This window comes from Xanthomonas sp. WHRI 8393 (assembly GCF_040203315.1).
GTDB lineage: Bacteria > Pseudomonadota > Gammaproteobacteria > Xanthomonadales > Xanthomonadaceae > Xanthomonas > Xanthomonas arboricola.
This window is the reverse complement of the sequence record NZ_JBEGGL010000001.1, coordinates 347,842-364,694: the sequence shown is the minus strand read 5'-3', so window position 1 is coordinate 364,694 and position 16,853 is coordinate 347,842. Positions and strand designations below refer to the sequence as shown.

Annotated in this window: 17 protein-coding genes; 6 read left to right on the top strand and 11 right to left on the bottom strand. The window is 67.1% G+C overall.

The window, feature by feature from the left end; genetic code table 11:
- Positions 1-41: 41 nt before the first annotated feature.
- The 3 genes from ABQ137_RS01510 to poxB are packed head-to-tail and all read right to left on the bottom strand — an operon-like array spanning position 42 to position 4,576.
- Positions 42-1,394, bottom strand: coding sequence for a sigma-54-dependent transcriptional regulator (locus ABQ137_RS01510; RefSeq protein ID WP_349781004.1), 1,353 nt, complete (start codon positions 1,392-1,394; stop codon positions 42-44).
- On the bottom strand, positions 1,379-2,821 hold the full coding sequence (locus tag ABQ137_RS01505) for a sensor histidine kinase (RefSeq protein WP_184515383.1): 1,443 nt from the start codon (positions 2,819-2,821) through the stop codon (positions 1,379-1,381). Before ABQ137_RS01505 ends, ABQ137_RS01510 begins: the two co-directional genes overlap by 16 nt.
- A gap of 45 nt (positions 2,822-2,866) precedes the next feature.
- The gene (poxB, locus tag ABQ137_RS01500; protein ID WP_184517650.1) at positions 2,867-4,576 is read right to left on the bottom strand and encodes a ubiquinone-dependent pyruvate dehydrogenase; all 1,710 of its coding nucleotides are present in this window, start codon (positions 4,574-4,576) and stop codon (positions 2,867-2,869) included.
- 364 nt (positions 4,577-4,940) lie between these two features.
- Between poxB and ABQ137_RS01495 the strand changes: the two genes are divergently transcribed.
- On the top strand, positions 4,941-5,537 hold the full coding sequence (locus tag ABQ137_RS01495) for an OmpO family porin (protein WP_016904049.1): 597 nt from the start codon (positions 4,941-4,943) through the stop codon (positions 5,535-5,537).
- Between the two features lie 272 nt (positions 5,538-5,809).
- Here ABQ137_RS01495 and ABQ137_RS01490 read toward each other — a convergent pair whose 3' ends face one another.
- From ABQ137_RS01490 to ABQ137_RS01465, 6 genes are all read right to left on the bottom strand, one after another.
- A complete protein-coding gene (locus tag ABQ137_RS01490) occupies positions 5,810-6,835 on the bottom strand; it encodes an NAD(P)H-dependent glycerol-3-phosphate dehydrogenase (protein ID WP_026064544.1) in 1,026 nt (341 codons plus the stop codon).
- A gap of 15 nt (positions 6,836-6,850) precedes the next feature.
- Positions 6,851-7,366, bottom strand: a complete 516-nt coding sequence (secB, locus tag ABQ137_RS01485; protein ID WP_016903394.1) for a protein-export chaperone SecB — start codon at positions 7,364-7,366, stop codon at positions 6,851-6,853.
- A gap of 110 nt (positions 7,367-7,476) precedes the next feature.
- Positions 7,477-7,914: a rhodanese-like domain-containing protein gene (locus tag ABQ137_RS01480; protein WP_016903395.1), complete on the bottom strand. Its 438-nt coding sequence runs from the start codon at positions 7,912-7,914 to the stop codon at positions 7,477-7,479.
- A 76-nt stretch (positions 7,915-7,990) separates the two neighbouring features.
- The gene (locus ABQ137_RS01475; RefSeq protein WP_039518349.1) at positions 7,991-8,413 is read right to left on the bottom strand and encodes a hypothetical protein; all 423 of its coding nucleotides are present in this window, start codon (positions 8,411-8,413) and stop codon (positions 7,991-7,993) included.
- Between the two features lie 28 nt (positions 8,414-8,441).
- Entirely contained in the window at positions 8,442-8,912 is a 471-nt protein-coding gene (locus ABQ137_RS01470; protein WP_024940488.1) for a YiiD C-terminal domain-containing protein, read from the bottom strand.
- A 138-nt stretch (positions 8,913-9,050) separates the two neighbouring features.
- On the bottom strand, positions 9,051-9,860 hold the full coding sequence (locus tag ABQ137_RS01465; protein ID WP_184515380.1) for a glycosyltransferase family 25 protein: 810 nt from the start codon (positions 9,858-9,860) through the stop codon (positions 9,051-9,053).
- Positions 9,861-9,955: 95 nt separating this feature from the next.
- Here ABQ137_RS01465 and ABQ137_RS01460 point away from each other — a divergent pair, with 95 nt between their 5' ends.
- The 3 genes from ABQ137_RS01460 to ABQ137_RS01450 all read left to right on the top strand — a co-directional run bounded on the left by ABQ137_RS01460 (position 9,956) and on the right by ABQ137_RS01450 (position 13,192).
- Positions 9,956-10,849, top strand: a complete 894-nt coding sequence (locus ABQ137_RS01460) for a uroporphyrinogen-III synthase (protein WP_184515377.1) — start codon at positions 9,956-9,958, stop codon at positions 10,847-10,849.
- 103 nt (positions 10,850-10,952) lie between these two features.
- Positions 10,953-11,930 carry a uroporphyrinogen-III C-methyltransferase gene (locus tag ABQ137_RS01455; RefSeq protein WP_184515374.1) on the top strand — a complete coding sequence of 326 codons (978 nt, stop codon included), beginning with the start codon at positions 10,953-10,955 and terminating at the stop codon, positions 11,928-11,930.
- On the top strand, positions 11,927-13,192 hold the full coding sequence (locus ABQ137_RS01450) for a heme biosynthesis protein HemY (protein WP_104569296.1): 1,266 nt from the start codon (positions 11,927-11,929) through the stop codon (positions 13,190-13,192). The genes ABQ137_RS01455 and ABQ137_RS01450 overlap by 4 nt, the downstream gene beginning before the upstream one ends.
- A gap of 184 nt (positions 13,193-13,376) precedes the next feature.
- On the opposite strand, the gene ABQ137_RS01445 is transcribed toward ABQ137_RS01450, so the two are convergent.
- Entirely contained in the window at positions 13,377-13,919 is a 543-nt protein-coding gene (locus ABQ137_RS01445; RefSeq protein WP_349781500.1) for a hypothetical protein, read from the bottom strand.
- Between the two features lie 115 nt (positions 13,920-14,034).
- Complete coding sequence (locus ABQ137_RS01440; RefSeq protein ID WP_024940494.1) at positions 14,035-15,330, bottom strand: acetyl-CoA C-acetyltransferase; 1,296 nt, start codon at positions 15,328-15,330, stop codon at positions 14,035-14,037.
- A gap of 88 nt (positions 15,331-15,418) precedes the next feature.
- Here ABQ137_RS01440 and ABQ137_RS01435 point away from each other — a divergent pair, with 88 nt between their 5' ends.
- Together ABQ137_RS01435 and ABQ137_RS01430 are read left to right on the top strand one after the other, a co-directional pair.
- Positions 15,419-16,303 (top strand): hypothetical protein, encoded by an 885-nt coding sequence (locus ABQ137_RS01435; protein ID WP_349781003.1) that lies wholly within the window; start codon positions 15,419-15,421, stop codon positions 16,301-16,303.
- Positions 16,300-16,737, top strand: coding sequence for a VOC family protein (locus ABQ137_RS01430; protein WP_349781002.1), 438 nt, complete (start codon positions 16,300-16,302; stop codon positions 16,735-16,737). Before ABQ137_RS01435 ends, ABQ137_RS01430 begins: the two co-directional genes overlap by 4 nt.
- Positions 16,738-16,853: the final 116 nt, after the last annotated feature.

Here is a 16,853-nt window from a genome sequence, read left to right as displayed (position 1 = left end):
AAGCGGCAGCCTGCAACCATCGCGTCCGGTGATCGCTGCGCCTACTGCAGGCCGTACTCATCGAGCTTGCGGTACAGCAGCTGGCGATGAATGCCGAGCCGGCGCGCGGCTTCGGCGCGGTTGCCGCCACTGTGCGCCAAGGCGTCCTGGATCATCTGCTTTTCCAGCCGCGCCACCGCCTCGGGCAAGCTGCCTTCCGGTGGCGCTGTCGTCGTGTGCTGCTCGGCATCGTGCTCGAGCGCGTCGTCCAGATCCGCGGCAACGATGCCGTGGCCGCGCACCAGCAGCTGGCTGCGTTGCATGACGTTACGCAGCTCGCGCACGTTACCGGGCCACGGGTAGGCCAGCAGCCGCGCTTGCGCGTCCGCCGACAACGCACGCGCCGCGCCTTCGCCGCTGCGCAGGAAATACTGCGCAAGCAGCACGATGTCCTGCCCGCGTTCGCGCAGCGGCGGCAGTTCGATCGGCACCACATTGAGGCGATAGCGCAGATCGCTGCGGAACTGTCCTGCCGCCACCCACGCCGCCAGATCGCGATGCGTGGCCGCCAGCACGCGCACATCCACCTTTTGCGCGCCGCGCCCGCCCAGCGGCGTCACTTCGCCTTCCTGCAGGAAGCGCAACAACTTGGCCTGCATCGGCAGCGGCATGTCGCCGATCTCGTCCAGGAACAGCGTGCCGCCATCGGCTTCGCGAATCAGGCCGATGCGGTCGCTGGTCGCCCCGGAAAAGGCGCCCTTGCGATGGCCGAACAATTCGCTTTCCATCAACTCCAACGGGATCGCCGCACAATTGACTGCCACGAACGCCGCATTTGCGCGTGCGCTGGCGCGATGCAGGGCGCGCGCGACCAGCTCCTTGCCGGTACCGGTTTCGCCGGTGATCAACACCGGCAGATCGGAGGCTGCCGCCAGCCCGATGCGTTTATGCACGGTACGCATCGCCGGACTGTGGCCGACCAGGCCGTCGTCGTCGTCGGGTGGTTCGCTCGCTGCGGCATCGGCATCGGCATCGGCGTCGGCATCGGCGCGACTCGCCAATGCACGCTCCACCACCTCGACGATATCGGCACGCCCCACCGGCTTGACCAGGTGATCGAACGCACCCAGCGTCATCGCTTCGATGGTGTTGCCGCTGGAGGCGTACGCGGTGAGCATCACCAGCGGCACCTGGCGCGCGCGGGGATCGTCCGCACGCGCACGCAGCACCTGGATGCCGTCCATGCCGGGCATGCGGAAGTCTACGAACGCCAGCTCGACGCCGCCCTCGTTCAGGCGCAGCAAACCATCGGCGCCGTTGTCGACCGCGATCACCGTATGGCCGAGCGAGCGCAGCGTTGCCTGCAAGGTGGCCAGAAACGCCGCATCGTCGTCGATGATCAGGATGCGCGCCATGGCAGCTCCAGAATGAAATGGGTCATACCGTCGGCGTGTGCATAACGCACCTGCCCGCCATGTGCACGGGCGATCTCGCGCACCAGCGCAAGCCCCAGGCCATTGCCGTCGGCGCGACCGCTGACGAACGGCTCGAACAATTGCGAAGCGATGGCATCGGCGATGGCCGCGCCACGATTGCTCACCTGTAGCTGCAACAACCCATCGCGGGTGCTGGCCTCCAGTGTCACCGCGCTGCCTGCATCGGCGTGCTGGAGCGCGTTGCGCAGCAGATTGTGTACGGCACGGCCGAGCTGCTGCGGATCGAGCATCCACTGCAGCGGCGCGTCCGGGACGCGCAGCTGTGGCGCCGGCGCGCCCGGCGGCAGCACGGCAGGATCGAGCAAGCTCGCCAGCCAGTCCTGCACCACCACCGTCTCCAGCTGCAGCCGGATCGGCTGCACCATGCCGAGCAGGCTTTCGACCACCCCATCCAGGCGACGGATCTGCCCCAGCATCAGCTCACCATGCGCGGCATCGTCCGGCGTGCCCTGGCGAGTGGCGATTTCGTTCTCCACGGCCAGGCGCATCGTGGCGATGGGGTTGCGAATCTCATGCGCCACCGTGGCGGTCAGGCGCCCGAGTGCGGCCAGCCGCTCGTGCCGTGCCAGCTCGTCGGCCAGCCGCCGCGTCTGCGCCAAGGCCTGCGCATTGCGCTGTGCGTAATCGCTGACCGCAGCGCCCAGCCGGTCCAGCTCGGGTGCGCCGGTGACCGGAATCTGCGGAAGTTCGGTATCGGCGGCCAGCGCCTGCTGGATGCGCTGCAGGCGCTGACTCCAGCGCCGCACCACCACGCCCAGGGCAATCGCCGACATTGCCACCATGGCGAAGATCAGCAGCATGCCGATCGCCAGTGGCCGCCAGGCATCGGAGGTGCTCGCCGGCACCCGCGACATGGTCCATGCAGCGGTGCCCGCGGCCAGCGGGCAGGCACTGATCAACACCACTTCGCGGCTGCCGTCGCGACGAAAATCCACGGCCTTGTTGCCCACCGCACTCTGCCGTGCGGTACTGACGATCGTGGTCCACTCGGCGGCCGGGATATCGGTCTTGTGATCGCTGCCGTCGTAGGTGGGATAGGCGTAGGCAACGAATCCCTTGTCGAGATTCCACACCCCGCCCTCCACACCGGGCGCATCGGCCAGCACCAGTTGCACCACTACCGCGGCCAGCCCGGCGCCGTTGTCGCCACTACGCGCCGCCTCGCTTGCGCCGGCGTAGCGCTGCACGATGCGTGCGCATTGCGCGGTCAATTGCTGGCGCGCATCGTCCAGTCGCACCCCTTCGGTCTGTCGGTACAGGCCATACAGCATCGTGGCCACGCCCACGCAGGCAGCCAGGATCACCACCCAGATCAGCAGCAACTGGCGCAACAACGAACGAGGCATGCGAGGGTCCGGTAAAGACGTGCAGTTCAGAACGCGGTAACTGTGTCAGCGCATGTTGGTCTTGACCAGATCGATCACCTCATCGCCGCGCCCGCTCATCACTGCCTTGAGCAGATACAGGCCCATGCCTTTGGCCTGTTCCAGCTTGATTGCCGGCGGCACCGCCAGTTCCTGCGTGGCGATGCGCACATCCACCAGCGCCGGACCGGAATGCGCGAAGGCCTGCCGCAACGCCCGCTCCAGTTGCGCGGACTCATCGACCCGGATGCCCAGGATGCCCATCGCATTGCTCATCGCTGCGAAGTCCGGATTGCGCAGCTCGGTGCCGGTGTCCAGATAGCCGGCGGCCTTCATCTCCATCGCCACGAATCCCAGCGAAGAGTTGTTGAACACCACGATCTTCACCGGCAGACGCAGCTGCGCCAGCGAGATGAAATCGCCCATCAGCATCGCAAAACCACCATCACCCGACAGCGCAATCACCTGACGGCCCGGATACGCCGACTGCGCACCCAGCGCCTGCGGCATCGCATTGGCCATCGAGCCGTGGTTGAACGAACCAAGCAAGCGGCGTTGTCCGTTCATGCGCAGATAACGCGCGGCCCACACCGTCGGCGTGCCGACATCGCAGGTGAATACCGCATCCTGGTCGGCGATCTGGCTGATCATGCGCGCCACGAATTGCGGATGCAGCGGCTCGCCTGGATCGGCCGGCACCGCCAGATCGTCCAGCCCCTCGCGCGCCTTGCGATAGTGCGCCAGCGCCTTGTCCAGGAAGTCGCGTTTCTCGCGTCGCTGCAGCTGCGGCAGCAAGGCGGCAATGGTTTCGCCTACGTCCGCTGCGATGCCCAGCTGCAACGGCGTACGCCGCCCCAGCGCGCTCGGGTCGCGGTCCACCTGCACGATGGTCGCATCCTTCGGATAGAACTGCCGATACGGGAAATCCGTGCCCAGCATGATCAAGGTGTCGCAGTTGAGCATCGCGTGATAGCCGGAGCTGAAACCGATCAGGCCGGTCATGCCGACATCGAACGGGTTCTCCCACTCCACGTGTTCCTTGCCCCGCAAGGCATGCACGATCGGCGCGCCCAGGGTGTCGGCCAATGCCACCACCGCATCGTGTGCGCCCGCGCAACCGCTGCCGCACAACAGCGTGATCGCTTCGCTCTGCTGCAGCAGCGCGGCCAGTTGCTGCACATCTTCGGGAGCCGGCAGTACGCGCGGTTGGCGCAGTTGCGGCCACGCCGTGGGAATGTGCTTGTCCACTTCCAGCAGTGCGATATCGCCGGGGATCACCACCACCGCTACGCCTTGCTGCAGGATCGCCGCACGCATCGCCCGGTGCAGCACTTCCGGCAGCTGCGCCGGATTGGTCACCAATTCCACAAAGTGACTGCACTCGCGGAACAGTTCCTGCGGATGCGTCTCCTGAAAATAGTTCAGCCCGATCTCGGACGAGGGAATATGCGCGGCGATCGCCAGCACCGGCTGGCGGCTGCGATGACAATCGAACAGCCCGTTGATCAAGTGCAGGTTGCCCGGCCCGCAGCTACCCGCACACACCGCCAGCTTGCCGGTCACCGCCGCTTCGGCACCGGCAGCGAACGCGGCCACCTCTTCGTGGCGTACGTGCATCCATTCGATCGTCTGCATCTCGCGCAAGGCATCGGTCAGGCCGTTGAGGCTGTCGCCGGTCAACCCCCAGATCCGCTCCACCCCCGCGCTCTGCAGCGTCTCGGCCAGAAACCGCGCCAACGTCTTTTTCTTCGCCACGATGCAGCTCCACGCTTGTTCGACAAGCCTTGCATGCTCCCAGTCACAGTGTCAGCGCAATGTGCTTGCACGCTGCAAACGCAGTAAAAATCACTGCAAAACAGCCGCTTCTATACATGCGCATCACATCGACGCGATGTAACCGCCAATGCATCACGCTTTGCGCGTGCGCTACGCGCATTGCAATTTGATGACAAGGAAGCGGAGCTGAACTGGGCGCGATGATTCATGGACCAGTCAGTCCAAAATTCATGTCGCGTTCCATCGAATAACGGAGAATTTACATCTCGGCAGCGAACGGCATCCGCCTCAGCGCCGGCCCAAACCATAAGTACAGGTATCGATCATGAAGAATTCCCTGCTGGCCCTCGGCCTTCTCGCAGCCCTGCCGTTTGCGGCCTCCGCTGCTGAAAACCTCTCCTACAACTTCGTCGAAGGTGACTACGTGCGCACCCCGACCGAAGGCCGCGACGCTGATGGTTGGGGCGTGAAGGCGTCCTACGCCGTCGCTCCGAACTTCCACGTGTTCGGCGATTACAGCAAGCAGAACGCTGACGACAACGACAACGTGTTCGAAAGCTCCAACTCCGACTTCCAGCAGTGGGGCGTCGGCGTGGGTTACAACCAGGAAATCGCCACCAGCACCGACTTCGTTGCTCGCGTTGCCTACCGCAAGCTGGACCTGGACACCCCGAACATCAGCTTCGACGGTTACAGCGTTGAAGCCGGCCTGCGTAACGCCTTCGGCGAGCACTTCGAAGTCTACGCCCTGGCTGGCTACGAAGACTTCTCCAAGAAGCGCGGCATCGACATCGGCGACAACTTCTACGGCCGCCTCGGCGCCCAGGTCAAGTTGAACCAGAACTGGGGCATCAACGGCGACATCCGTATGGATGGCGACGGCAATAAGGAATGGTCGGTCGGCCCGCGCTTCAGCTGGTAAGCCGCACGTTTGACTGCAACGCGACTCTCTCTCCCGCGTTGCATTGGAAGCCCGGTCCCCCGACCGGGCTTCTTTCTTTTGGGCGATCGGCTGGCGCTGCGCACATCGCGCTATAGCGGCATGTGCGCAATGCGGCTGCTGTAGAAGCACGATCCAGCGCGCTCAAGCGGCTACAGCTTGCCGCCAACCTTTGCGATCGACACCAACAAAAAGCCCGGCAATGCCGGGCTTTTTGTTGTTTCTGCGCAGCGCGTCAACGCGCGATGCCACGATCAGGTGAACAAGGTCTGCGGGTACTCGGGCTTGCGCTCGCGTGCCAGCAATTCCTTCAAGCCTGCTTCCGGGGTGATCTCGCCATGCAATACCGCACGCACGGCGTTGGAGATCGGCAGCTCGATGCCGTGATGCTCGGCCTGACGCATGACTTCATCGGCGGTCTGCACCGATTCAACCACCTGGCCGATCTCGCGGATCGCATCGTTCAGGCTCTGTCCGCGCCCTAGGGCCAGCCCCAGCCGTCGGTTGCGCGACAGATCGCCGGTGCAGGTGAGCACCAGATCGCCCAGACCCGCCAGGCCCATCAACGTCTCCGGCCGTGCACCGATCGCCGCCGCCAGACGCAGCATCTCGTTCAAGCCGCGCGTGATCAGGCCGGCACGGGCGTTGAGGCCGAGCTGCATGCCATCGGCCACGCCGGTGGCCACCGCCAGCACGTTCTTCATCGCACCACCGAGCTCGGCGCCCACCATGTCATCGCCCGTATAGGCGCGGAAAGTGGGGCCATGCATGGCATCGGCCACGACCTGCGCAAAGGCCGCATCGTCGCCGTGCACGGTGATGGCGGTCGGCAGGCCGAGCGTGACTTCCTTGGCGAAGGACGGCCCGGTCACCACGGCCAGCGGAACGCCGGGACCGAGGATGTCGCGCGCCACTTCGTGCAGGAACCGCCCGGAACCGGGCTCGAAGCCCTTGGTCGCCCACGCAACGCCGGCACCGGCCGGACGCAACGGGGCGATCAACCGGATCGTCTCGGTGAATGCGTGCGAGGGCACCACGACCAGGATCCAGCCAGCATCGGCAATGGCCAGTTGCAGGTCGGTGGTCGCGCGCAGGCTCTCGGGCAGTGCAATCCCCGGCAGATAACGCGCGTTTTCGTGGGTGCGGTCGATGGTATCCACCATCGCCGCATCGCGTCCCCAGAGCACGGTCGGGTGACCGTGCCTGGCGAGCAGCGCGGCCAGGGCCGTGCCCCAGGAGCCGGCGCCGAGAACCGCGATCTTCTGCGTCGAATCGCTCATCGGCGCACGCAAGGCTTAGGCGTTGCCAGCCGGCTCGGAATCGGCCAGCGAGGTGCCTTCGCCCTGCGAACGCTGGCGCAGGGTTTCTGCATACAGCGCTTCGAAGTTGATCGGCTGCAGGTAGAACGGCGGGAAGCCGCCGGCCTGGATCAGGTCGCTGACCAGGGTGCGCACGTACGGGAACAGGATGTTCGGGCACTGGGTGCCGAGCAGCACGTCGATCGCCTGCGGCTCCAGGCCGACCAGGCCGAACACGCCGGCCTGCTGCACTTCGGCCACGTAGGCGGTCTTGCCACCGGCGGTGCAGGTCAGGGTCACGGCCAGCACCACTTCGAAGGCGTTGTCGTTGAGGCGCTGCACCTTCTGGTTGAGGTTCAGCTGCAGCTCGGGCTGGTTGGCGTCATTGAAGACGGACGGCGCGTTCGGCGATTCGAAGGAAACGTCCTTGACGTAAATCTTCTCGATGGTGAAAGCGGGGCCAGCAGCGGCGTCGGCCGGCGCAACCGCGCCGTTGATGATTTCGTCGGACATTCCTAACTCCAGAAACGGTTCGGTGGATGCAGCGTTGAATGATGCAGACGTGAAAGTGCGAGTCTCTCACGCCAGCAATGGGGACTTGCCCGGCGCCTCACAAGGTGCGGTCAGGCGCGGCCCTTGACCAGCGGCAGCTCGGCCATCTGCCAGGCGGCCACGCCGCCATCGAGCCAGTAGACCTGCTCGAAACCGGCTTTCTTCAGCGTCTTGGCCGCGCCTGCGGAGGCATTGCCGTTACGGCACACCACCACTACGGGCGAGGACTTGGCGTTGGCGAGGAGCTTGCCGGCCGGGTCGAACTTGGCCAGCGCCACGTTGCGGCTGCCGGCGATGTGGCCTTTTTCGAAATCGGCGGTCGGCGACAGGTCGATCACCAGCGCGTTCTCGCTGTTGATCAAACGGGTCAGCTCGGCCGGCTTGAGTGCGCGATACCCACGGAACAGGCGCGCGACCTCGGTGACGATCAGGGCGATGGTCAGGCCCACCAGGGCCAGTGACAACATGGGGTTGCGGCCGACAAAGGCCTGCAGCTCTTCGAAATTCACGGGGTCAGGGTCAGTCAAGCGGGCGGGAATTGTCGCACAGCTGGCGCGCGCGACGGCCAGGCACTGGTGGCACGGGCTACTGGCCTTGCCACAGATCGGGCAGGCCGCTGGCCAGCCACCAGCGTTTGCGCTCGGCATCCCAGCGCCACAGCTCGATGCTGCGCACCAGCCGCTCGGCCTGGGTATTGCGGTTGATCACCCGCAGCTCGACCTCGCGGCGCAGGTCGCCGTTGCCATCTTCGCCCACCCGCAGCTCGCGGTAGCCGGAGATCTGCACCTGTTCGTAGCGCGAGCGTTCCAGATCGCTGAGCGGATGCGCCTGGGCGTAGGTCGGCTCGACAAAGCCCTGCGCGGCATCGAAATCGCTCCAGCGCACCGCAGCGGTGTAGGCGGCCTGGGTGGTTTCCAGCGCGCGTGCCTGGGCACGGCTGCCGGCAGACGCCACCCCGCTGACCATCGCCAGCCCGAGCAACAGCATTGCCCCGATCACTGCACGCATGCGCATTCCCCCAAGTCCAGCGCGCATCCTACCGTTTTGGAAACGCCACGAAGCGCCCGCTCAGGGTGGCCGCCGCCGCACCGGATCCCAGCGCGATCTGCGCACGCATGCCGATGCGCGCCTTGCCGCGCTGCCGGAAGGTCGCCAGGAACGCCTCCCAGCTGCCGAGTTCGGACGGCTCGGCATTGGCCACCAGGTCCTCGTAGACCGGGGCGACGTAGCGCAGCTGGCTGTCGGCCACGTAGACATCGGCGCTGTGCCCGGCCAGTTGCAGTTGCAGCGTCAGCCAGCCCCAGCTGGCCAGCGTCATCAACGAAGCTAGGCTGCCGCCGAACGCGTTGGCCTTGTCGTTGACGTTGGCCTGCAGCGGCGCACGCAAGCGCAAGGCGCCGTCATGCAAGCCGTCGACGGCAATGCCCATCGACAGGACCGGCGGCATGGCGACGAACTGTTGCTGCAGCGACTGCAGGGCGGATGCGAGCGTGCACGAAGGAGTCATCGGCGAAGGCTGGAAGACGGCGAAGGGCGGCATCATGCCGCAATGTTCCGCGAGCGTCTTGTGCACTGGAATGACATGCGGTACCGCATGGTGAACGCGTACGGCATCGCGTCGCCGCATGCCTGGGTCTTGCCCGGCTCAGGGCGCGAACACGACCTTGCGATAGCCCTGCGCCACCCGCAGCAACGCGGTGGCCTTGGCCTTCCAATGCGCGCTGCGCTGCCGTTGCGCGTGCGTCAACGGCGCATCGATGGTGCTGGTGAACACGATCTGCTCCGGGGCGGCGTGGAAGAACTTGTCCTGGATGCAGGCCGCCGGCGCCAGCTGATAGGTGGACAGTTGCTGTGCGACCGGCGATTCGTTCCAGCCGAACAGGAAAATGTCGGCCATGGTGTGCCAGCGCGCGTCGGCCGCGAGCAGCAGGCGCGCCGCATCGCGGCTGAGGATCAGCGCACCGGCGCAGACCGGCCAGCAGTGTTGGTGGGTCGAGGGACGCACCAGGCGCAGCTGCCGGCCACCGACTTCGGCGACCTTGGCATCGAGCTTGATGCGGTTGTAGGACGGTTCCAGCCGCACGATGCTGTTGCCGCCCGGCAGCCACTCGCTGCTGCGCAGCAGCGCCGGCAGCGCGTCGGACAGATGCATGTCGTCTTCGAAGATGGCGGTGTAGGCGTCGTCGGAGTGGGCTGCGATGCGCCACGCGGCCTGATGGCTCAGGAAGCACCCGATGTTGGAGGCGGTCCACTTGCGCGGGCCGGTGCTGAAGGCATCCCCGGAGCCTTGCAGCGGCCGCTCGCGTGCGAAGTCGGCAATCTGCGCAGGCGTCAGGGTGGCGCCATCGACTGCGGGAATCCGCTCGAACGGCAGGCCCAGTGCCTGGAACCGCGTCGACATCGCCTGCAGGCGCTCGCCGCTGCGCTGCATGTTGATGAGGTAGGACTTGATCACGGCGCCACTCCAGCTCGATCGTCGTGGCGGATCGTGGGCGGTAGCGGTCATCGGCACAGACCCGGAGACGAGGTTCTGGCCGCAGAAACGCAGGCATGGCGTCGAGCAGGCACGCAAAGGCCAGACAGCGCGCGAGGATCGAATCGCCGCCAGCGCCAGCGCAGCGCGCGACACCCGCCCCCGATAACGCACGGCTCTCGCATAATCACTGGATGACGCCTCCCGCCCCAGCTGCCGACGCCTGGACCCTGATTTCGCTGCGGCCCAGCGGTGAACACGCGCCACTGCGGCGGGCCGCCGCGCGGCACGGCGGACGGCTGCTGGCGCTGTCGCCGTGGCGGCTGCAGACCAACGACACCCCGCAGGCACGGGCTGCATTGCGGCAGGCCTTGCATGCGCCGATCGCGGTGTTCACCAGCCCGGCCGCTGTGCACGCGGCGCATCGCCTGGCGCCGCTGCAGCGGCCGGCGCAGGCGCAGTGGGTGAGCGTGGGAGACGGCACTGCGCGCGCGCTGCAGGCCTGCGGCATCGACACGGTGATACGCCCCGCGCGCATGGACAGCGAGGGCCTGCTCGCATTGCCGCTGTTCCGGCAACCGCTGCAGGCCGTCGGGCTGATCACCGCCCCGGGCGGGCGCGGCATGCTGGCGCCGGCACTGGAGCAGCGGGGCGCCCGCATCCTGCGCGCTGATGTCTATCAGCGCGTGCCGTTGCGCCTGCGCGCATCGGCAGTGCGTGCCCTGGCGAACGTGCTGCCCGCTAGTGTGCTGGCGCTGAGCAGCGCCGAAGCGCTGACGCTGGTGCTGCAGCAACTGCCCGGACCGCTGATCGACGCCTTACGGCAACGCCCGCTGGTGGCCTCCAGCGAGCGCATGCTGCAAGCCGCACACGCCGCCGGCTTCCAGCAGGCGGTGCGCGCTGCGGGTCCCTTGCCCGAGCAATTGGCCGCTGCCGCCGCCGCGATCGTGACACCATCGCGACCTTGCTGAACTTCGAACTCAAGCACGGCTTGCGGCTGTCTGCCGCTGCACGCCATGCTGTGGCAGATGACTGCGGCACCTGCACCCGTCGTGACCGCGCGAGGATGGACGAATGACCGAAATGCCCGCTTCCACGCGACGCTTTCCCTTGGCATGGCTGCTGCTCGTCGTCGCGCTGGCCGCCGTGGGCGTGGCGCTGTTCTTCGGTTGGCGCGCATGGCAGGGCTATCAAAGTGCGCAACTGCAGGCCGCCGAAGCGCAGCAGCAGCGCTGGGATGGCACGCAGCAGATGCTGGAGACCTTGCGCCGCGACCAACGCCTGGCCAACGAACGCCTGGCGGATGCGGCAGCCACCAACCGCGTGCTGCGCGACGAGATGCTCGGCCTGAGCCAACGCAGCGCCTTGCTCGAAGAAACCGTGCAAAAGCTTGCCGATCCCAACCGCCACGGAGCGCAGGCACTGCGGCTGGATGAAGTGGAGCTGCTGCTGCGGCTGGGCCAGCAGCGGCTGAGCATCGCCGGCGACGCCGACGGTGCGCGCCGCGCCTACGCGCTGGCCAATGCCGCGCTCAATGGCATCGACGATCCCGGCTATCTCAACCTGCGTCAGGCGCTGGTGCAGGAACGCGATGCACTGGATCGCCTGGGCGCCGGTCCGCAGGCGCAGGCCGGCCACACCCTGGACCAGTTGGCCGGCGACCTGCTGCGCCTGCCCGAACAGACCGCTCAAGAGAGCGAAGCAGCGCAGCCGTGGTGGCAGAAAGCACTTACACCGCTGGTGGACATCCGTCCCAGCCGAGGCGATGCACTGCTGACCGGCGACGATCGCCATGCCGCGCGCGACGCCTTGCAGATCGAGGTCAGCCTGGCCCGCGCTGCGGCCGAGCGCGGCGATGCCGCCGGCTTTGCGCAATCGCTGCGCCGGGTGGACACCTGGACTACCCGGCTGTGGCCGGATTCACCACAACGTCGCCAGGCACGTACCCGCCTGCGCACGCTGCAACAAGCGCCACTGCGTCCGCGCCTGCCGGAACTGGGCACCACCCTGCTGCAACTGCAGGCCATGCGTGAAGGGAGATCCACCCAATGAAAGTGTTGCGTACCGTCTTGATCCTGTTGGTTGCCGTGGCGCTGGGCGTGCTCGGTGCGCAATGGCTGTCGCATCAGACCAGTTACGACCTGGGCAATGTGGTGGTCAGCGTCGGCGGCAACGACTACCGCGCCGCCATGCCGCAGGCGCTGCTGATCCTGGTCATCGCGCTGCTGGTGCTGTGGCTGGTGTGGACGCTGGTCAGCCTGCCGTTCCGGGTCTGGGGCAAGTACCGCCGCAGGAAGGGCCGTGCCCGCCTGATCGAAGGCCTGCGCGCAGCCGATCACGGCCAGTGGCAGCGTGCCGAGCGCCTGTTGGTCAACGCCAGCGAGGATGCGGAGGTCAGCGGCATCGCCCTGGCCAGCGCAGTGCGGGTCGCCGATGCACGCGGCGACGAGGTGGCGGCGAACGCGCTGGCCCAGCAATTGGCAGAGCGCGACCCCACCGCGCATGCGTTGCTGCAGGGCGAGCGGCATCTGGCGCGGCAACGCCCGGTCGAGGCGATAAATGCGCTCGATCATGCCAACGCCCAGCCGCTGCCGGCGCGCGGCCTGCTGCTGCGCACGCACGCCCTGGCGCAGATCGGCCGCGCCGACGAGGCTTACGGCCAGCTGGGCGCATTGCGTCAGCAGGCGGTACTGGCACCGGAGGCCTACAGCGCCCTGGAAGCGACGCTGGCCGAGCAGACGCTGTTGCAGGCCGGCGATGCCAATGCCCTGGCCGAACGCTGGGAAGCGCTGCCCAAGCCGCTGCGCACCTATCCTGCGGTGGTAGGCGCCTATGCACAGCGCGCCGCGGCGCTGCATTGGGACGACGCGGCAGTGCACAGCCTGGAGCAGGCGCTGGACACGCAGTGGGACGAATCGCTGGTGCGCCTGTACGGCGTGCTGGCGTTGGAAAAATACGATTCGCGCCGCGCCAGTGCGCAGCGTTGGCTGGCCCAGTACCCGGACAGCCCGGGCCTGTTGCTGACCCTGGCGCGCCTGGCCCGTCACCAGCAGCAGTGGTCGCAGGCCGAAGAGTTCCTGCATCGCGCGGTGGCCAATGGCGCGGGCAGCGAGGCCTGGGAAGAACTCGGCCACGGCTTTGCCGCCGCGGGGGATCTGCTGTCTGCACAGCATTGCTACGCCAACGCCCTGCGCGCCGCACGCGGCGAGCCGGTGCACGAGGGCTTGCCGCAGCAATCGCTGCACGGGCCGATCGTCTCGGCGTATGCCACGCCGCCGGCCGATCCGCTCGCACCGGACGATCGCGTGCTTTGACCTAAGATCTGATCGCCGTTGCGGCGATGCGTGGACTCACCATCAGCCCCGGCATGTCCGGGGCTTTTGGTTTTCTAGATCCGGGCAGAAGCGCCGTCGGCAACGTTTGCCGGCCCGTCCTCACGTCCGCGGAGATGGCAACGCATTGACGTTACAAAGCTATCTGCAAACATGGCGGCGCAGATCACCAATCGCGCGATTCCCGGGGCGGCGCTGGCAATGCGCGCAAAAACGCGTCACAGGCACCGAAATAACGTGCCTGCTCGTGATCGACCGATTGCGCCGACAACACGCGCGAACCGCGCCTGCCGATCAACAGCATCGCCGCCGTCACACCGGCACCGGTCAGCCAGCCGGTCGCACCACCGATCCACAGCACCCCGACCAACAACGGCACGATCGACGCCATCGCGATGGCGACACACCGCACGCGGCGGCGCTCATGCCACGCGCACAGGCTCAGCACGTGCGCACTGCGCTTGCGCAGCACGATGGCCAGGATCAGATACGGCAGCACCCCCATCAATAGGGTCAGATAGATCGCCGGGTGATGCCAATGGAAGATGTAGCGGCGCGGCGAGATGTCCGCGGCCGCATTGCACTTGACGCAACGCGGCGGCAGATCGGCGCCCGGCGTGCACACCAGCACATCGCCCTCGCGCCACACGGCGCCGTGCGTCGGAGGCAGATAAAGCGTAGGGGGCTCGTGTGAATCAACGTTCGACATCCATGCGTCCTTGCAGGTTGGGGATTCGGGATTCGGGATTCGTAAAATCAGGAGTCCGCAGCTGCTTTTGCGAATCCCCAATCCCGAATGCCCAATCCCACGCTGCGCAGCAGCGTCAGCGCTCGACGATGGCCACCACGCCCATGCCGCCAGCGGTGCAGATCGAAATCAACGCACGGCCGCCGCCGCGTTCTTCCAGTTGCTTGGCAGCCGTTGCCACCACGCGTGCGCCAGTGGCGGCGAAGGGGTGGCCGGTGGCCAGCGACGAGCCCAGCGGGTTGATCTTGTCCGGGTCGATACGGCCGAGCGGCGCTTCCAGCCCCAGGCGATTGCGGCAGTAATCCTCGCTTTCCCAGGCGCGCAGCGTGCACAGCACCTGCGCGGCAAACGCCTCGTGGATTTCGTAGATGTCGAAGTCCTGCAGGGTCAGGCCCTGACGCGCCAGCATCTGCGGCACCGCGATGGTCGGCGCCATCAACAGGCCTTCGCCATGCACGAAATCCACCGCCGCCACCTGCGCATCGCGCAGATAGGCCATCGGGGTGTGGCCATGCGCCAGCGCCCAGGCTTCGCTGGACAGCAGCACCGCGGCCGCACCATCGGTGAGCGGGGTGGAATTGGCCGCGGTCAACGTGCCGCGGCCGGAGGTCTTGTCGAAGGCCGGGCGCAGCGTGGCCAGCTTTTCCAGCGAGGTGTCGGCGCGCAGGATGTTGTCGCGCGAGACGCCGCGGAACGGCGCGATCAGCGTGTCGAAGAAGCCGCGCTCATAGGCGGCGGCCAACTTGTGGTGCGAGGACACCGCCCATTCGTCCTGCGAGTCGCGCGAGATGTTCCATTCCTTGGCCATGTCCTCGCAGTGGTCGCCCATGCTCTTGCCGGTGCGCGGCTCGGCCACGCCGGGGAATTCGGGCTTGAGCTCGCTCAGCTTGAAGCCGCGCAGCAGGGCCTTGAGCTTGTCGCCGGTGGCCTTGGCACGGTTGGCGGCCATCAGCCGCGCGCGCAGCTTCTTGCCGTAGACGATCGGCACTTCCGAGGTGGTGTCCGAGCCGCCGCCGATGCCCGAATCGATCTGGCCCAGCGCGATCTTGTTGGCGATGGTGATCACCGAATCCAGGCTGGTGCCGCAGGCGCGCTGCAGGGTGATGCCCGGCGTCAGCGGCGACAGCCCGGACGACAGCGCCGCCTCGCGGGCCAGGTTCCAGTCCGAGGAGTGCTTGATCACCGCCCCCATCGCCACTTCGCCTAGTTGCTGCCCGTGCAGCCCGAAGCGCTCGACCAGCGCCCCCAGCGTGCGCACCGACATGCCCAGGTTGCCCACGTCCGCGTAAGCGGTGTTCTGACGACAGAACGGGATACGAACGCCGCCCAGAATGGCGACGGGACGGGCTGCGGGCATCGGTTGACCTGGCATGGAGGACTCGGGGACATGGCCTGCACAGGGCCGGCAGGCATAATGGCCGCAGTGTAGCTTCGACCCCGTGATGGGCCAACCGCGAATCATGAGCAAGACCGAACACGGCGTGACCGCCATGGGTGTGATGGCGCTGGAATTGACGGGCGGCACCGCCCCCGAGCGCGGCGCCCTGGCGCCCGAGCAGGCTGGCATGCTGGCCGAACGCATCGGCCGCGACCTGGCGCAGTGGATCCCCGAAGTCCGCGAGCTCGAGCTCAGCGTGGCAATGGCGCACTTCGACCCGGCCGAAGTGCTGCGGCCGGGCTGGCCGCTGCATCGCCGGCTGGACGAGCTGCGCGCGCGCGCGCCCGGGCGCGATCAGGGCCCGCGCGTGCTGGCGTTCGGCGCCGATGCGCAGGGCGAGATCCCCCTGCCCTTCCAGGCCGACGCACAGCTGACCGGCGGCGGCCTGCGCGTGCTGCCGTTCCTGCTGTCCGGCGATCCGCAGATCGTGTCGACGGTGGCCGATGCGATGGAAGAAGTGCTGCTGGCCCAGGGCATGGCGCAGGCCGATACCGCGCTGCTGGCGCAGGAAAGCTTCGGCGCACGCATCGAACACGCGCGGTATCTCACCGCGAACGATCTGGCGGCGATGATTTCCATGCAGTACGACAACCAGGGCCTGGCCCCGTTGTGGCCGCTGATCGAAGCCGCCCTGCTGGCGCCGCATACCGAAGAGTGGCTGGAACAGCCGCCCGAGCCGGTGCTGCGCTATGTCGAGGGCGAAGTGCGCATCGCGCTGTTCGACCCGGCCGGCTGGTGCGATTACTACGCGCACGACCGCGAGAATTGCGAACGCCTGCGCGGCGTCTACGAACAATTCCTCTCGCGCCAGCGGCAGATGGCCGCAGTGCTGGAAGCGCATGGCCTGCCGGTACTGTACGTGCATGTGGAACCGGGCCAGGATCCGCGCCAGGCACTGGCCGCATGAGCCAGACGCCGGCGTCCGTGGCGCCGGCGTTGCAGGGCGTACTGGAAACCGGCGTGTATGTGGCAGACCTGGAGCGCGCCTGCGCGTTCTATGCCCGCGTACTGGGACTGGCAGCCATGTATCGCGACACGCGCATGGCCGCGTACGCAATCGCGCCCGGGCAGGTGTTGCTGCTGTTCCTGCAGGGCAGCACCGCCGCCACGGTCACGCTGCCGGGCGGCACGATTCCGCCGCACGATGGCAGCGGGCGCGCGCATTTCGCATTCGCCATCGCCAGTGATGCGCTGGCCGGATGGGAGGCACATCTGCAGTCCTGCGACGTGCCCATCGAGGGCCGCACGCAGTGGCCGGGCGGTGGGCACAGCCTCTACTTCCGCGATCCGGATGCGCATCTGCTGGAGCTGGCGACGCCGGGGCTGTGGCCAAATTACTGAGTCGTTGATGACGCGGGTCTTGCGCAAGCCAACGACGTTGGTCGCCTGTGCGGTGTACCCGGTGTGCGGTGTATCGACGGTTCGAGATATACCGACAATTCAACAGGAAGCATGCA

Bases quoted from the DNA above. Each gene is read 5' to 3' on its own strand.
- ABQ137_RS01510 (WP_349781004.1), bottom strand. From the start codon at position 1,394: ATGGCGCGCATCCTGATCATCGACGACGATGCGGCGTTTCTGGCCACC.
- ABQ137_RS01505 (WP_184515383.1), bottom strand. From the start codon at position 2,821: ATGCCTCGTTCGTTGTTGCGCCAGTTGCTGCTGATCTGGGTGGTGATC.
- ABQ137_RS01495 (WP_016904049.1), top strand. From the start codon at position 4,941: ATGAAGAATTCCCTGCTGGCCCTCGGCCTTCTCGCAGCCCTGCCGTTT.
- ABQ137_RS01490 (WP_026064544.1), bottom strand. From the start codon at position 6,835: ATGAGCGATTCGACGCAGAAGATCGCGGTTCTCGGCGCCGGCTCCTGG.
- secB (WP_016903394.1), bottom strand. From the start codon at position 7,366: ATGTCCGACGAAATCATCAACGGCGCGGTTGCGCCGGCCGACGCCGCT.
- ABQ137_RS01475 (WP_039518349.1), bottom strand. From the start codon at position 8,413: ATGCGTGCAGTGATCGGGGCAATGCTGTTGCTCGGGCTGGCGATGGTC.
- ABQ137_RS01470 (WP_024940488.1), bottom strand. From the start codon at position 8,912: ATGACTCCTTCGTGCACGCTCGCATCCGCCCTGCAGTCGCTGCAGCAA.
- ABQ137_RS01460 (WP_184515377.1), top strand. From the start codon at position 9,956: ATGGCGTCGAGCAGGCACGCAAAGGCCAGACAGCGCGCGAGGATCGAA.
- ABQ137_RS01455 (WP_184515374.1), top strand. From the start codon at position 10,953: ATGACCGAAATGCCCGCTTCCACGCGACGCTTTCCCTTGGCATGGCTG.
- ABQ137_RS01450 (WP_104569296.1), top strand. From the start codon at position 11,927: ATGAAAGTGTTGCGTACCGTCTTGATCCTGTTGGTTGCCGTGGCGCTG.
- ABQ137_RS01445 (WP_349781500.1), bottom strand. From the start codon at position 13,919: ATGTCGAACGTTGATTCACACGAGCCCCCTACGCTTTATCTGCCTCCG.
- ABQ137_RS01440 (WP_024940494.1), bottom strand. From the start codon at position 15,330: ATGCCAGGTCAACCGATGCCCGCAGCCCGTCCCGTCGCCATTCTGGGC.
- ABQ137_RS01435 (WP_349781003.1), top strand. From the start codon at position 15,419: ATGAGCAAGACCGAACACGGCGTGACCGCCATGGGTGTGATGGCGCTG.
- ABQ137_RS01430 (WP_349781002.1), top strand. From the start codon at position 16,300: ATGAGCCAGACGCCGGCGTCCGTGGCGCCGGCGTTGCAGGGCGTACTG.